This window comes from Acinetobacter lactucae, from assembly GCF_013122135.1.
GTDB classification, from domain to species: Bacteria; Pseudomonadota; Gammaproteobacteria; order Pseudomonadales; family Moraxellaceae; genus Acinetobacter; species Acinetobacter lactucae.
On sequence record NZ_CP053391.1, the window covers coordinates 2,334,818 to 2,349,718 of the forward strand.

The 14,901-nt window shown below is 39.1% G+C and carries 14 protein-coding genes; 5 read left to right on the top strand and 9 right to left on the bottom strand.

Features of this window, described 5'->3' with window-relative positions:
* Positions 1-56: 56 nt before the first annotated feature.
* Positions 57-485: an arsenate reductase (glutaredoxin) gene (gene arsC / locus HLV59_RS10880; protein WP_171429931.1), complete on the top strand. Its 429-nt coding sequence runs from the start codon at positions 57-59 to the stop codon at positions 483-485.
* Positions 486-553: 68 nt separating this feature from the next.
* Here arsC and HLV59_RS10885 read toward each other — a convergent pair whose 3' ends face one another.
* From HLV59_RS10885 to HLV59_RS10895, 3 genes are all read right to left on the bottom strand, one after another.
* Positions 554-715 (bottom strand): DUF1427 family protein, encoded by a 162-nt coding sequence (locus HLV59_RS10885; RefSeq protein WP_000784879.1) that lies wholly within the window; start codon positions 713-715, stop codon positions 554-556.
* Positions 716-772: 57 nt separating this feature from the next.
* Positions 773-2,647 carry an amidohydrolase gene (locus HLV59_RS10890; protein ID WP_087088987.1) on the bottom strand — a complete coding sequence of 625 codons (1,875 nt, stop codon included), beginning with the start codon at positions 2,645-2,647 and terminating at the stop codon, positions 773-775.
* A 109-nt stretch (positions 2,648-2,756) separates the two neighbouring features.
* Positions 2,757-3,443: a hydrolase gene (locus tag HLV59_RS10895; protein WP_171429932.1), complete on the bottom strand. Its 687-nt coding sequence runs from the start codon at positions 3,441-3,443 to the stop codon at positions 2,757-2,759.
* Between the two features lie 196 nt (positions 3,444-3,639).
* Here HLV59_RS10895 and HLV59_RS10900 point away from each other — a divergent pair, with 196 nt between their 5' ends.
* Positions 3,640-4,530, top strand: coding sequence for a LysR family transcriptional regulator (locus HLV59_RS10900; protein ID WP_171429933.1), 891 nt, complete (start codon positions 3,640-3,642; stop codon positions 4,528-4,530).
* 40 nt (positions 4,531-4,570) lie between these two features.
* Here the strand turns inward: HLV59_RS10900 and HLV59_RS10905 are convergent, their stop codons facing one another.
* The gene (locus HLV59_RS10905) at positions 4,571-5,320 is read right to left on the bottom strand and encodes a GntR family transcriptional regulator (protein ID WP_163119255.1); all 750 of its coding nucleotides are present in this window, start codon (positions 5,318-5,320) and stop codon (positions 4,571-4,573) included.
* 396 nt (positions 5,321-5,716) lie between these two features.
* Here HLV59_RS10905 and HLV59_RS10910 point away from each other — a divergent pair, with 396 nt between their 5' ends.
* On the top strand, positions 5,717-7,186 hold the full coding sequence (locus tag HLV59_RS10910) for an NCS1 family nucleobase:cation symporter-1 (protein ID WP_171429934.1): 1,470 nt from the start codon (positions 5,717-5,719) through the stop codon (positions 7,184-7,186).
* Positions 7,183-7,917, top strand: a complete 735-nt coding sequence (locus HLV59_RS10915; RefSeq protein WP_171429935.1) for an aspartate/glutamate racemase family protein — start codon at positions 7,183-7,185, stop codon at positions 7,915-7,917. Before HLV59_RS10910 ends, HLV59_RS10915 begins: the two co-directional genes overlap by 4 nt.
* Positions 7,918-7,983: 66 nt before the next feature.
* On the opposite strand, the gene tauD is transcribed toward HLV59_RS10915, so the two are convergent.
* Genes tauD through tauA form a run of 4 tightly spaced genes read right to left on the bottom strand, consistent with a single transcriptional unit; the run spans position 7,984 to position 11,584 of the window.
* Positions 7,984-8,865: a taurine dioxygenase gene (tauD, locus tag HLV59_RS10920; protein ID WP_171429936.1), complete on the bottom strand. Its 882-nt coding sequence runs from the start codon at positions 8,863-8,865 to the stop codon at positions 7,984-7,986.
* Positions 8,866-8,873: 8 nt separating this feature from the next.
* Positions 8,874-9,743: a taurine ABC transporter permease TauC gene (tauC, locus tag HLV59_RS10925; protein WP_016144989.1), complete on the bottom strand. Its 870-nt coding sequence runs from the start codon at positions 9,741-9,743 to the stop codon at positions 8,874-8,876.
* The gene (locus tag HLV59_RS10930) at positions 9,740-10,534 is read right to left on the bottom strand and encodes a taurine ABC transporter ATP-binding protein (RefSeq protein ID WP_000114471.1); all 795 of its coding nucleotides are present in this window, start codon (positions 10,532-10,534) and stop codon (positions 9,740-9,742) included. Before HLV59_RS10930 ends, tauC begins: the two co-directional genes overlap by 4 nt.
* A 9-nt stretch (positions 10,535-10,543) precedes the next feature.
* Positions 10,544-11,584, bottom strand: a complete 1,041-nt coding sequence (gene tauA / locus HLV59_RS10935) for a taurine ABC transporter substrate-binding protein (RefSeq protein WP_025470591.1) — start codon at positions 11,582-11,584, stop codon at positions 10,544-10,546.
* Positions 11,585-12,024: 440 nt separating this feature from the next.
* Here tauA and HLV59_RS10940 point away from each other — a divergent pair, with 440 nt between their 5' ends.
* Positions 12,025-13,209: a hypothetical protein gene (locus HLV59_RS10940; protein WP_016144987.1), complete on the top strand. Its 1,185-nt coding sequence runs from the start codon at positions 12,025-12,027 to the stop codon at positions 13,207-13,209.
* Positions 13,210-13,270: 61 nt separating this feature from the next.
* Here HLV59_RS10940 and HLV59_RS10945 read toward each other — a convergent pair whose 3' ends face one another.
* On the bottom strand, positions 13,271-14,737 hold the full coding sequence (locus HLV59_RS10945) for an MFS transporter (protein ID WP_016144986.1): 1,467 nt from the start codon (positions 14,735-14,737) through the stop codon (positions 13,271-13,273).
* Positions 14,738-14,901 lie beyond the last annotated feature (164 nt).

The window sequence follows — 14,901 nt, forward strand, 5'->3', positions numbered from 1 at the left end:
CAAATATACGGATATCCATATATAAATGCAATATCTTAATTCAATGAATAATTATCATGGCGGAACTAGTGAAGATTTATCATAACCCTACATGTGGCACATCACGCAATACATTGGCACTCATTCGTCATGCGGGCTTTGAGCCTATAGTGATTGAATATTTAAAAACACCCCCTAGTAAAGATGAACTGATCCAACTCATTAAGGATTCAAACCTAACTGTACGTGAAGCAATCCGTAAAAATGTTGATCCCTATAAAGATTTAGAACTTGAACAAGACCATTGGACCGACGAACAGTTAATTGATTTTATGGTTCAGTACCCAATTTTAATTAATCGCCCATTTGTGGTTACATCCAAAGGCACACGCCTTTGCCGCCCTTCTGAGGTTGTATTAGACATTTTAGATTCACAAAACTTAGGCTATTTCGCAAAAGAAGATGGTGAAGTAATCATTGATGAGCAAGGTCGTCGTATAAAGTAATTAAAGATACTTATTAATATAAAAAGCTAAATGGCGTAACACCATTTAGCTTTTTTGAGTGAACCGGGTTAAAAATAAGACTTAATAAAAGGAAGAAGTTGCTCTCCTATCACCATGCCCAATAAACCGACTAATGCAACAAGAGGTGGAGCTGGTGACTTAACATTTAAAACATAATATAAGACACCAACAAGTAGCCCTACAGCCAAAGATAACAAGTACATTTTCATCGTACATACCTTAAAAAATCAAGCCATTTAACGAGACAGACTCCCATACTGTTTTATTTAAAATGCAAAACACGAGCACCCGAGTGCACCCCAGAAAGATGTTTTGTCCTTATCATTTACTGGAACATCAAGCATCCACGCGTGGCTATGTCCATGCATGCCACAGCTGCTAGCACATGCACACAATGCACTTTGTGACTGTAATGACTGATTGGAAGGAGCATTACGATTTTCAGATAAGCGCCACTGACCACCGAAGCGTTTTACTGGCGACCATGTTGGTGATGCTGGCGGTAACGGCGGATCGTCTTGCTTAAACTCTGCCCCTGCATATACTACTTTTCCACCCAAAATGGTCAGTACAGACTCAATCCATTGGATATCTTCTGCTTCAACTTTAAAGTAGTCATCTGACAATACAACTAAGTCGGCAAGTTCCCCTGCTGTGAGTGAACCTTTGACATCTTTTTCACCTGAGAACCAAGCCGAACCTTTAGTCCAGAGTTTAAGTGCTGTCTGACGGTCTAATAGATTTTTTTCATCATAGAGCGGTAAACCACCGACTGTTTTACCAGTACTTAGCCAGTACAAACACACCCAAGGGTTATAGGATGCAACTCGAGTCGCATCTGTTCCCGCACCGACAGGAACACCGAGCTCTAACATTTTCTTGACTGGTGGTGTTGCTTGAGCAGCCTCGGCACCATAGCGTTTTACGAAAATCTCACCTTGATATGCCATACGGTGTTGAATGGCAATACCACCACCCAACGCACCAATACGTTCGATATTACGCTCAGATACAGTTTCGGCATGGTCAATAATAAATCGAGTGGCAAATGGCTGTTTTGAATTGACGCGCTCAAATACATTGAGTAAACGATTAATACTTTCATCATAGGTTGCATGAATACGAAATGGCCATTTCTTTTCAGCCAAATGTTCTACAATGGCTTCGAGTTCACCTTCCATCTTTTCGGGTAAATCTGGACGTGGCTCATAGAAATCTTCGAAATCCCCCGCTGACCAAGTCAGATTCTCACCTGCTCCATTCATTCTAAATAGCTCATCACCATCGCCCGGAAATGTCATTTCTGTCCAACGGCGATAATCATCAAGCTCTTGGCCTGCCTTCTGAGCAAATAGGTTATAAGCAATTCGCACCGTCATTTGATTTTGATCGTGTAATTGCTTAATCACATCATAATCTTCAGGATAGTTTTGACCACCACCGCCCGCATCAATTGCGGAAGTAATGCCTAATCGGTTTAATTCACGCATGAAGTGACGAGTTGAATTAACTTGATCTTCAACCGGCAATTTCGGCGCTTTACCTAAGGTCGAATACAAAATCATAGCAGATGGCGTTGCGAGCAACAGTCCTGTTGGCTCACCTTTTTCATTTCGTACAATTTTGCCGCCAGGTGGGTCAGGTGTATCTTTGTTAAAGCCTAATACATCAAGGGCAGCTCGATTCAACAACGCGCTGGCGTATAAATGCAAAACAAAGACAGGAGTATCTGGCGCAGCTTTATTAATTTCTTCTAAAGTCGGTAAACGCTTTTCGGCAAATTGAAACTCAGTCCAACCGCCTACTACACGGACCCATTGTGGAGCTGGCGTATTATCTGCTTGCTCTTTAAGTAAGCGTAGTGCATCTGCAACGGATGGTACACCTTCCCAGCGCAGCTCCATATTATAATTTAGACCGCCACGAATAATGTGCAGATGACTGTCATTTAGTCCCGGTATAACGCGACGGCCATTTAAGTCTACAACTTTGCTGGTTGCTGCTGCCAGCTTCATGATTTCATCATTTGTGCCTGTGCGTACAATTTTGCCATCTGCAATCGCAATTGCTTGTACTTCTGGATTTTTAGGATCTAGTGTGGTGATTTTACCGTTTTTAAGTATGAGGTTTATTTCGGTCATTCTGAACTCCATTCTTGTGAATTATCGTTCTAAAAAATAAAGGCATATCTGTATTAATATCACTTAAATATTGAATACTAGACATGCCTTTACCTAAATCAGTTCTGTTTTATTTTGCAGAAACTGGTGCAAGTACTTCATGTTTTGATGTCGTACGCTCAGGTGCCTTATGTACCATCGTATAGGCATAATCAACGCCCATGCCGTAAGCACCAGAATGCTCACGTACAATTGCCATAACTGCATCATACGTATCACGATGTGCCCAATCGCGCTGCCATTCAAGTAGTACTTGTTGCCAAGTTACAGGAACCACACCCGCTTGGATCATACGTTGCATGGCATAGTCATGTGCTTCTTTCGATGTACCACCAGAAGCATCTGCAACCATATAGATTTCATACTCCCCTTCAAGCATGGCACCAAAAGCAAAGGTGTTATTGCACACTTCAGTCCATAGACCTGAAACAATCACTTTTTTACGATTATTTTTTGCAAGCGAATCACGTACCTTTTGATCATCCCATGAATTCATTGAAGTACGTTCTAGTAAAGGAGCATCCGGAAATACATCTAAAAGTTCTGGATAGGTATGTCCAGAGAAGCTTTCTGTTTCAACCGTCGTAATGGTGACAGGAATATTAAATGTTTTAGCTGCTTTGGCTAATCCTACCGTATTATTCTTTAATACTTGGCGATCTATTGACTGTACCCCAAAAGCCATTTGTGGCTGATGATCAATAAAAATAATCTGACAATTCGTTGGTGAAAGCTGTTCTAAAAGTGACTTATTCATGGGTAAACTCCGTTATTCCTTATGAGTAATGCATTTAAATTGCTTACTGGTCACTATCAAAACAGATAAAAATGTAAAGGCATAGACAGCAAATCAGCACGAATCTGTATCCTGTATGGATACAATAAAAACAATGATTGCTTTTTAATTTTTATAGTTTAATCATGGATATATATTTTTTAACTTTTAGTTATCCATGGATCGATTAGACTGTATTTCCACTTTTGTAAGTGTCGTAGAACATGGGAATTTTAGTAGCGCAGCCAGAGCACTCGATATCTCTCGTGACTTAGTGGCCAAACGTGTTTGCTACCTCGAAAATGACCTAAAAACCACACTATTAACCCGCACTACCAGACAGATGAACCTCACCTCTTGTGGGGAAAAGTTTTATCAGCATAGTAAAGTCATTTTAAGTGAGTTCGAATGGGCTGCCTATGAAATTAGCTATAACCAGCAATATCCTGAAGGTGAACTCAAGCTCAATACGCCAATGTCTTTTAGCAATATTTTTCTTCAAAATATCATTTCAGACTTTATTGAAAAATATCCCAGCATAAAAATTGATTTGTTCATGACAGATCAACTATTAGACATGAATAACAATAAATTTGATTTAACTATTCGTGTCGATGGTTCTCCTCCAAATTTGGCAAATAGTAAAATATTAAATACCTATCAACGCTATTTATATGCAACACCTGAGTATTTTCATCAGCATGGATTACCGGATTCGTTAGAAGAACTTAAAGAACATAAGTTTCTGATTTACTATCAAGATAGTCGGCATAAAAAGTTGATTTTCCAGAAAGATCAAAAAGAAGTGTCGTTTAATTGCTTCCCAGTAATGACCTGTAACAATGGTGAATTATTATTAGATATGTGCCTAAAAGACCACGGTATTGTTTTTCTTCCAGAGTTTATTGCAGAACCTTACTACAAAGAAGGCAAATTACAGAAGTGTTTGGAGGACTACACCAGTCAACCCATTCACTTATATGTGACATGGCCAAACCGTAAAATTCTATCGAAGAAAGTAAAACTATTTATTGATTTTCTGACGCAACAAATCGTTCCTATAAAATAAAGGGACTGGGCCTTTTCCAGAAGAATTGGCCCATTATTTTTTAGTTAGTTTGAATGGTTTCAATCTTCTTATTTTTAAATAAATTTAATAAGTTTTGTTCTGCTGACGCTGTACTATTTTCTTCAATAAATGTCGTCGCGTAGTGTTCTAAATGCTCTTCCATCAATTGAGTAGCTAATTTTTCATTTCCTTGCTCAATGGCATCTAAAATCGCACGGTGTTCATCTGCTGAACAATTATTATGTTTTGGAATTTCATATAACCCAATTAATAACGAAGTTCGCGCAATTAGTGTCTGCAAATAACTGGTCATGATCGAATTCTGATTTGCTTCAATCAGCTTTAAATGAAATTGCCCTGATAGCTTAATCCACTCAGCCCAATTACCAGCTAAACGCTCATGCGACTCTTGATCTACTAAGCCTCGAAGCTCACTAAAATCTAGGCTATGTGACTTTTGAGCTAGCTTTTTTACAGTGGCGATTTCAAGCATGCTGCGTGCTTCAAAGACCTCTTTTGTTTCATGAGCACTATGTTTTGCGATGAGTGCTCCACGATTGGGCTGAATTTCGATGACCTTATCATGTGCAAGTTTTACGAAAACACGTCTTAACACTCCCCGCGTTACACCGAATGCTTCACACAAAGGTGCTTCAACTAAACGTGCGCCAGGTGCGAGTTGTCGATTTAAAATAGCATCTACAATAGCGTTATATATATGGTCATCAATTTCATCATTGCTCATTTCTACGGCTTTTTTTGGTGCATTTGATGGCATTGATTTCTCCATTTTTATTGATGCCTCCTCTTTTTAAAACTTTATCTAATGACAATAGTGTAAGTTTAACTTAAGCATTTGGAAATATTTCTCTCATTTCCACAACACTCATATTGAACAGAACAATTTAATATTAGATCCCTAAATATCTACTTATACACCTAAATTTATTTACTTTTTATAAAAAATTAAGCACTTCTCCTTTTATAAATCTGTCTCTTCATATCCAAAATTCATACCAGTTTAAATAACTAATGGGCGCTATTTCCTAAATTTGGCATAACTTTTGCTCAATTAAAATTGTGCACAATCTAAATATTACATTGCGCACAATTTTAACTTCATTCTTTTAGACAGAACAACAATGCTGCTGAAAGTACCTCCATCTTAAGGAAGTGAGAGTTCAAGATGAATAATACCGAAGCAATAATTAAACCTTCTTATGATGCAAAACTGACAAATCAAGACTTAGCTCCTTTAAAAAAGCAAACATGGGGCGCTTATAATATTTTTGCTTTCTGGATGTCTGATGTTCATAGTGTCGGCGGTTATGTCATGGCTGGGAGCCTTTTTGCACTTGGGCTAAATAGCTGGCAGGTACTTTTATCTTTACTCATCGGCATCGCCATAGTTCAGTTTTTTACAAACCTCATTGCCAAGTCTAGCCAGCAAACTGGCACACCCTATCCTGTTATTTGCCGCGCAACCTTCGGTGTGCTTGGTGCAAATATTCCTGCTGTTATTCGTGGGCTTATTGCTGTCGCATGGTATGGCATTCAAACCTATTTAGCATCAAGTGCATTCTTATTGGTCATTTTAAAGTTCTTTCCAGAATGGTCAGCCTATGCTGATGTTTCAACTTATGGCTTTCTTGGGCTTTCCTATTTAGGATGGGTTGGCTTCATGCTGCTTTGGCTACTACAAGCGATTGTTTTTTGGTCTGGCATGGACAGTATTCGTAAGTTCATTGACTGGGCGGGTCCGGCTGTCTACATCGTAATGTTTGCGATGGCAGTCTGGCTGATCTGGAAAGCTGGCTGGCAGAATATTGATTTAAACCTAAGCGGTGTTCAATATGACGGTTTTGCAGTTGTACCTGTCATGATTGGTGCTATTGCGCTTGTTGTCTCATATTTTTCAGGGCCGATGCTGAATTTTGGCGACTTCTCTCGTTATGGTAAAAGCTTTAACGCGATTAAAATGGGGAACTTTCTTGGACTACCGATTAACTTCTTAGGCTTTTCTTTACTTACTGTGGTGTGTATTGCGGCAACACTTCCAGTCTACGGCAAGCTCATTACCGACCCTGTCGAGATGGTTGGAAAACTGGATAATACCTTTGTAGTCATTTTAGGTAGTTTGACCTTAATGATTGCCACCATCGGGATTAATATTGTCGCTAACTTTGTATCACCTGCCTTTGATTTTTCTAATGTTTCACCGAACAAAATTAGCTGGCGCATGGGTGGAATGATTGCAGCAGTTGGTTCAATTTTCATTACCCCATGGAATTTGTTTAATAACCCTCAAGTGATCCATTACACCATTGATATTTTAGGTGCATTTATTGGTCCACTTTTTGGTGTCTTGCTCGCCGATTTTTACCTCGTTAAAAAGCAGAAAATCGTGGTGGACGATTTATATACTTTAGATACTCAAGGCTCGTATTGGTACAAAAATGGTTATAACCACTCTGCCTTTTATGCCTTAATTCCAGCTTCATTAATTCCTATTCTATGTGTGCTTTTACCACAACTGTCTGGACTGGCTAATTTCACATGGTTTATCGGTATGGGATTTGGTTTTGTCATTTACCGATTTCTTAACCAACCGCTTGCTCATGCTAAATCGGTACTGACTAAGGCAAAAGTACAATGAAAATTAAAATTATTAATCCTAATACCACCCAAAGTATGACTGACAAAATTGCTGCATCAGCAAAGATAGTCGCAAATTCTGATACTCAAATTATTGCGGTGAGTCCTCAAATGGGTCCTGCAACAATTGAAAGTTATTATGATGAAGCCCTAAGTGCCGTAGGTGTCTTAGAAGAAATTCGCCAAGGTAAACAGCTAAATGTAGAGGCCTATATTATTGCCTGTTTTGGTGATCCTGCGCTTTATGCTGCACGTGAAATGACTTCAGCACCTGTGATTGGGATTGCCGAAGCAGCTATGCGAACTGCAAGTTACGTTAGTACTGGTTTTAGTGTAGTCACAACCTTACAACGCACAGTGAACATGAGCTGGCATTTGGCCCATCGCTATGGGGCTACACCATTTTGTAAAAATGTTCGAGCTTGTGATATCGCAGTTGAAGAGTTGGAGCTTCCTGACTCAGACGCTTATAGGACCATACGAGATGAGTGCAAAAAAGCGCTCGCAGAAGATAAAAGCGATGCGATTGTTTTAGGCTGTGCAGGCATGAGTGATTTGTGTGTAAAACTACAAAACGAGTTGGGAGTGATTGTTATTGACGGCGTTGCAGCAGCAGTTAAACAAGCTGAAATGTTAGTTCAGTTAAATTTAAAAACCAGCAAAATTGGCGATTGGGCTTCACCTCCTGTAAAGAACTACACAGGCATATTGTCAGGATTTGGAATGCGATAAAGAGTTACTGTTTCAATTCCAGCTCAAAATTAGAGTTGGAATTGAAACAAAGAATAATTAAAAGAATTAAGCCTCTGCTAACTCTGGCTGTTGTTCTTCTTTATAAAATGGTACATCGCCATTAATAGTGGCACGGTGCATGATGCGATGGGCATCGCCATAATCAAATAATGCTTTATGTTGTGTGCAACGGTTATCCCAAATCGCGACATCACCATCTTGCCATTTCCAGCGTAAATGAAATTGCTCTTGGGTCGCATGTTCAAACAAGAAATTAAGTAATTGCTCACTTTCTTGTTCAGGTAACTCATTAATGTGTGTAGTAAAACCCTCACTTACAAACAACAAAGGCTCGCCCGTAACCGGATGAGTACGCACTACTGGATGAACCACTGGTGGGTTACGCTTAAATGTTTGCAAGAGTTTTTCACGTTCTTCTTCATTATGAGCAAAACGCTCAAGTGGAAAAGACTTACGAATATCGTGTGTTGCAGTTAAGCCACGTAGTTTTTGCTGTAGTTCGAGCGGTAACCCTTTAAAAGCTGCTGTATTGCTCGACCACAACGTGTCACCGCCTACAGGTGGAATTTTAATAGCTTGCAACACACAACCTAAAGGTGGAGTTTTACTAAAAGTCACATCTGTGTGCCAAAGTTCATTGTCACGCAAATCTTGTTTCCAACTGTCGAGTACCATCACTTCAGGTACATCTTCAATTGAAGGATAAATCGGGTGCACATGTAGGCTGCCAAAACTACGTGCCAAGTCTGCTTGTGCTTGCGGCGCTAATTGTTGCTTTCGAAAAAAAATGACCTGATGATCAAGCAAAGCCTGCTGGATTTGTTGCGTTGTCCGTTCATTTAACGCATTCAAATCAATATCGTGAATAATTGCGCCAATGGTAGGCTTGATCACTTCAATATTTAAGTTTGCTACTACTGTATTCATCTTCTTTACTACAACTGCTGACCATACCAAGGAGAAAACTGTTTTTGTAACCAACGTAAAAACAGCTCAAAACTAACTGCGACAATCGCAATCACAATAATGCCCAGAATCACCGTATCGGTAATTAAGAACTGCGCTGCCGATTGCACCATAAAACCAATACCGCGGTCCGCTGCAACCAATTCTGCTGCAACTAATGTTGACCAGCCCACCCCTAAACCAATACGAATACCGGTAATAATATGAGGTAAAGCGGTTGGTAAAATGACATGCCAAAATACTTGTGACTGACTTGCTCCTAGCGACAATGCCGCACGCTCACGATTAAGCTGATGGCTTAACACACCATGCGCACTACTAATAATGACAGGCGCCAAAATCGAGAAGAAAATCAAAAGTACTTTTGTGGTTTCGCCAATACCGAACCAAATTACGAGTAAGGGCAAATAAGCTAACGGTGGAATTGGACGTAATAATTCAACCAAAGGATCTAGAACAGCGCGAACCCATTTGTTCAGGCCCATCCATAAACCGAGCGGAACACCAATCACCACGGCAACAATCAATGCTAAAAATACACGAGAGATGCTGGCTGCCAAGTGTTGCCACAAAGTAGCCTTCATAAAGCCTTCTTGACTGACCGATATAAATTTTTGCCATACTGCCTGTGGACTCGGTAAAAACAGTTCAGGTACGACATGCAAAGCAGTAATGAGGAACCAGAGTGCAACTACACTCCCCACACTAATTATGCTGACCGCTAAAGTACGATGCTTCTCAAAAAATGACGATAGAAATGAAGCATTTTCTCTTTGCACATTTAACTCAGGTTTAAGCTCTGCTTTGTCATATTCATAGACGTTATCTTTAGTGTTCATGTAGGTAACGCCTCCTTACCGCTTTGTTTTTGTGCCCTTAAACTTTCAAATAGCTGTTCTCTAAGCTGAATAAATTGAGAGTCCGATTTAATTGAGCGAATAGACTCGCCCTGACGATATCGTTGAGCAAAATCGAGATGTAGAGTTTCTACAATTTTGCCCGGATGTGCTGTCATTAGAACTAACTGATTGCTAAGCAATAATGCTTCTTCAATGTCATGTGTAATTAAAAAGAAGCTTTTATTTTGTTGAATCCATAAATCGAGAACTAGCTGCTGCATGTTTTCACGCGTAAAAGCATCTAATGCGGCAAAAGGTTCATCTAATAAAATAAACGGCGCGTGACTGATCAAAGCTCGGGCAATACCAACACGTTGTTTCATACCACCGGAAAGTTCCCAGATATTGGCTTTTTCAACATGACTTAAACCCACAATTTTTAAAATTGCACTCACTTGTTTCTCAATCTCTGCACGCTTTAAACCTTTTAACTGCAAAGCGAAGCCAACATTATCTGCAACATTTAGCCAAGGAAGTAAGGCGTGATCTTGAAATACAACAGCACGAGTTACATCTGGTCCAGTTACGACTTCATGATTTACAAGCACATCACCAGAACTTGGCTTTTGAAACCCTGCCAAGATATTAAGCAAAGTTGTTTTGCCACAACCCGACTCACCTAAAATCACGGTTAAAGAACCTTCTTCAATGGTGAGGTTAATGTCTTGTAAAACTGGCTTTTGCTGTTTAGGAAAAGTCAGATGAATATGTTTGGCTTCTAATACACTCATGACAACTCCTTAAGGCTGCAAAAATGAAGAATTCACATTGCCTTTATAATCGGCTTTAAGTTGATCGACTTTGCCCTGACCTTTCAAGAATTTCGCTGTATCAAAAATATTTTGTGCAAATTCACCGTCTAATGTTTGTTTTTGTTGAGCGTGGTCAAGGTAAATATTGCCACTTAATAAAAGCGGGATATCTTTTGGATCAGAACCTGTAAGCTGCGCAATTTTTTGTACATTATCGGCATCTTTAACGTAAGCAGCTGGGTCTTGATTATATTTTTCGAGTTGCTCAAGCGTAGTTTTAACAAAAACTTTTAAGAAATCAGGATTTTTCTCTGCAAAATCTTTACGTACAACCCATAAGTCATAAGTTGGAGCGCCCCATTCACCCACTTGTTTTGAGTCGGTTAAAACCGTACCAGATGCTTTGGCTTTACTTAAAGCAGGTTCCCAAACATAGGCAGCATCAATATCACCACGTTCCCATGCAGCTGAAATTTCAGGTGGACGCAAGTTAATAATTTTTACTTTGTCTTCTGGAATATTCCAATGTTTAAGTGCAGACAAAAGGCTGTAATGGGTTGTTGAAACAAAAGGTACAGCAATGGTTTTGCCAATTAAATCTTGAGGCGTTTTAATGCCTGATTTATTACTCACCACGAGTGCTTCAGATGCACCAAGTTTTGAAGTAATTAAGAATACCTCAATGGGTAAATCACGGCTTGCCGCAGCAGCAAGTGGGCTTGAACCAATATTGCCAAGTACGACATCGCCTGAAGCAAGTGCATTTACAACATCTGAACCCGCATCAAATTTTTTCCATTGAATAGTACGTTGACTATGTTTTTCATATTCCCCATTCGCCTGCGCCACTTTGCTTGGGTCAACCCCAGTTTGATAAGCAATAACGACAGGTTTGTTGTCACGAACTGAAGCACCCGTATTATTATCTTTCTTATTCTGCCATACGATAAATGCAACAATTGCGACTACTACAATTGCCGTGATAATCAACGGTTTGGTTTTAGTGCTCATAATTTCATGATCTTTCAATAATATAAGCTCATGGTATGCAGCTGGCTTTATAATGAAAAATAAAAAAATATGAGTTGCTTATCTAATTTTTATAAATAACTTTTCCTTATAAGTTTTTATCTTTTGGTAAAAAGAAAATTTTAAGCAATCCTATAGATTAGCGGTAAAATTAAAATACTTATATATCAATAATTAAAAACGATATTCACAAAAGATAAGATGAGAAAAGGCTGACACACATCCTCTAAGTATTTTATCCTACTCATTTCGTCATTTTTATTTTTGCTTATCACATCCAGATTTTTGCATCTAATTAATTTTCATTCTTTTATATAAAGTACAGATTTTATTATCTTTTTATCTTGAATCTTCTGCAAATATTAAGATTTGAACAAATCTTTTTCTGGTTTATACATGAGGCAAATTTAATTTTTATTTTTAAGAGGAGAAATCATCCCTTGTTTAAACGTCCTACAACTTTCAAAAAAATATTCATCGCGACGACTTTGATTACATTGAGCCTCTCAAGTCATGCAGCCCTTACCTTTGGCAATGCTGAAGAAGGTCAACTTAAAGTAAGTGGTACTGTTCGGGCTAAATATGTTTATGATTTTGACTCTGAACCCTCTACCAGTAAATTTTCCTTTAATGACGCAGTATTATGGCTGGACTACAATTCCCCAAAATGGATTGGCCGTCTAGATTATCGGGTTTATGAATATTATGGACGTTTAGGCGATGCCAACTGGCTCACCGATGCATGGTTAGGTTATAAAATTAATGACAACAGTAAAATTATTGCTGGCTTAAACCCTGTTCCTTTTGGCTTGGGCCGCTTTTGGGGAAATACTTATTATTTAGGCATTGCCAATAGTGCGGGTTGGGAAGATGTACACAACCTCGGCGTAAAATATGATTTCAATGATGGAACCAATGAAGCACAACTCGCCTTTTATCCTACCGATGGTGGCACCTATAGAGGTAAAAGCAAAGACTCGAGTCGATTTAGTATCAACCCTGTCAATGCAGATGACTCTGTACCGCAAGGCACCAATACCAAAGAAAAGAACTCGATTGTAGTTCGTGGTGCTCATACCTTTAAGAATGTCTTAGGCCAAGAAAATTTCTCTAGCCAACTGGGTGCTTCTGCATGGTATTCCACCATTGAAAATAAGCGTTCAGGGCAAGATGGTGATCGCCAAGTCTACTCAGTTTTTAGCAATACAAATTATAACCAATGGAATTTACAGCTTTTGGCCGGTTATCAAGACATCGATAATGCCGACACTCAATATAAAGACCACCTGACTTTGGGAGGTTTCGATTATTCATTTAACTCTGCAACCAAAGGTCAGATTTATTCAGCCGAACTCAGCTATTTATTTCCTCAGCAATTTGGCCCAATTACCTCTGTTCGTCCTTACCTAAACTATAGTTCTTATCGAAAAGAGCAAGATGGCTTTAAAGATTCAACCCGTTTTATTCCCGGCATTGCCTTTAATTATCAAAAATTGACAGTACAAGCCGAGTTGCTGATGGGTAAACACGATCCATATCTAGGAGATAGTGAAGGTCTTGCGGCTGGTGGAAGCAATGATAAATGGAATAAAAAAGCATTTGTGATTTTTGCTTATTACTTCTAACTCTTAAAATAAAGGCCAACAGATGTTGGCCTTCATTTTTATCTAGATATTTATTTTGACTCTAGTCGATTACAGGTGAATTGTTGAGAGGAAGTTCTGTTTTATCTTCATCGATAATATCGACATCTTGGGCGGTAGGCTCAAACTTAATCAGCAGTCCAATTACAATTAAAGGAATAAACGCAAAGATAGAAATAATTAGGTAAACATCGGTTTTATATCCCGCCATCCAGATCGGTAAAACAAACAAAGCAATTGCTTGAGCAACACCAGTTACCGCACGGTTAAAGCCGACACCAACACCACGAATCGAAGCTGGATAAGCCATGGTTGGATAAACCATCATTTGTGCGCCTGGCCCAAAACCTTCGGCAAAAAGCCACAAACCGAGCATGCCAATTGCGGTGTAGAGTAAAAAGCTATTACCGGGTTCACCAATGAATGCCAGTGCAATGAGGGCTATAAATTGGAGTAAAAAGCCTGTAAGCAACACGTGACGAGATTTAAATCTGCTAGCAACAAATACGCCTAACAACCCGCCCGTAAATGCAAACAATAAATTAAGCCCGAGTGTTGTAGTAATGGTCGTTAAGACATCGGTATGGAAGAAACGCGTTAAAATAGAAGGTAAAAAGAAGGCAATGGTGGTGTACTGAAATGCCACCGAAATGTGAATCACAATTGCCACAATCGTTCTTGGCAAATAGGTTTTATTAAATAAAACTGCAAAACCCTCGCGCTTTTTCTTATCGCTAGTTCTTTCTACTTTTTCAACTGTAGCGACTGCATTAATTGCATAGGATTCTTGTAGAACTTTAGCTGCCCCCTTTAAATCGCCTTGGTTTGCAAGCCAGATTGGTGATTCAGTTAAATATTTACCGCGAATAAAAATAATGAGTAACGCTGGTACTGCTCCGAAAATTAAAGATGCTCGCCATAACCAGTTGCTATGCTCAGGGGGTAAAAGAAAATAAAGCGCCAGAACTAGACCAAAACATACCGAAGAAGCGGCATACCACATTGGGCACCATGCGGCTAAACGTGCTGCTTTGTTGCTACTACCGTTAAATTTGGAAAACTCAGATAAGTATGACATTGCCACAGGCAAATCAATACCAACACTAATTCCCATAATAAATCGGGCTAAAATCAAAACCCAAACATTTGGTGCAAAGCCAGCCACAATTGCCGCAATGACAAAAAGCACCATGTCCGCCATGAAGACCCGATAACGGCCAATTTTATCTGTCAGCCAACCACCAATCAGGTTACCCACAATGGTTCCGCAGACAATTGCTGAAGCTACCACACCAGTCATGACAGGGCTTAAAGAGAACTCAGAGATGACTTGCTCAATACCAAAAGAGAGCGTTGTTAAATCATAGGCATCAATAAATACCCCAATCAGTGCCAACCAAATAACTTTATTCGATTTACCCTTCCCTGCAAATTTGGAAATTAATTGTGAAACATCATCGGGAGATTTAATTTCATAACGATGGTTATGATCGAGTTCTTGTGTGCTCACTTAATAATTCCTGAATTTTAATAACAGGAACAAAATAATGATTATTCACATAATACAAAAACAAATTAATCTGATGTTTTAATCTAAATTATAGAATTATCTTTTCATTATTAACTCAGCAGTAAAACCGATATAAAAAGACAAAATAAAAGCTGGCATTTAAC

Bases quoted from the DNA above. Each gene is read 5' to 3' on its own strand.
- tauC (WP_016144989.1), bottom strand. From the start codon at position 9,743: ATGAACACTAAAGATAACGTCTATGAATATGACAAAGCAGAGCTTAAA.
- HLV59_RS10895 (WP_171429932.1), bottom strand. From the start codon at position 3,443: ATGAATAAGTCACTTTTAGAACAGCTTTCACCAACGAATTGTCAGATT.
- HLV59_RS10930 (WP_000114471.1), bottom strand. From the start codon at position 10,534: ATGAGTGTATTAGAAGCCAAACATATTCATCTGACTTTTCCTAAACAG.
- HLV59_RS10885 (WP_000784879.1), bottom strand. From the start codon at position 715: ATGAAAATGTACTTGTTATCTTTGGCTGTAGGGCTACTTGTTGGTGTC.
- HLV59_RS10905 (WP_163119255.1), bottom strand. From the start codon at position 5,320: ATGGAGAAATCAATGCCATCAAATGCACCAAAAAAAGCCGTAGAAATG.
- HLV59_RS10915 (WP_171429935.1), top strand. From the start codon at position 7,183: ATGAAAATTAAAATTATTAATCCTAATACCACCCAAAGTATGACTGAC.
- HLV59_RS10910 (WP_171429934.1), top strand. From the start codon at position 5,717: ATGAATAATACCGAAGCAATAATTAAACCTTCTTATGATGCAAAACTG.
- HLV59_RS10900 (WP_171429933.1), top strand. From the start codon at position 3,640: ATGGATCGATTAGACTGTATTTCCACTTTTGTAAGTGTCGTAGAACAT.
- tauD (WP_171429936.1), bottom strand. From the start codon at position 8,865: ATGAATACAGTAGTAGCAAACTTAAATATTGAAGTGATCAAGCCTACC.
- arsC (WP_171429931.1), top strand. From the start codon at position 57: ATGGCGGAACTAGTGAAGATTTATCATAACCCTACATGTGGCACATCA.
- HLV59_RS10890 (WP_087088987.1), bottom strand. From the start codon at position 2,647: ATGACCGAAATAAACCTCATACTTAAAAACGGTAAAATCACCACACTA.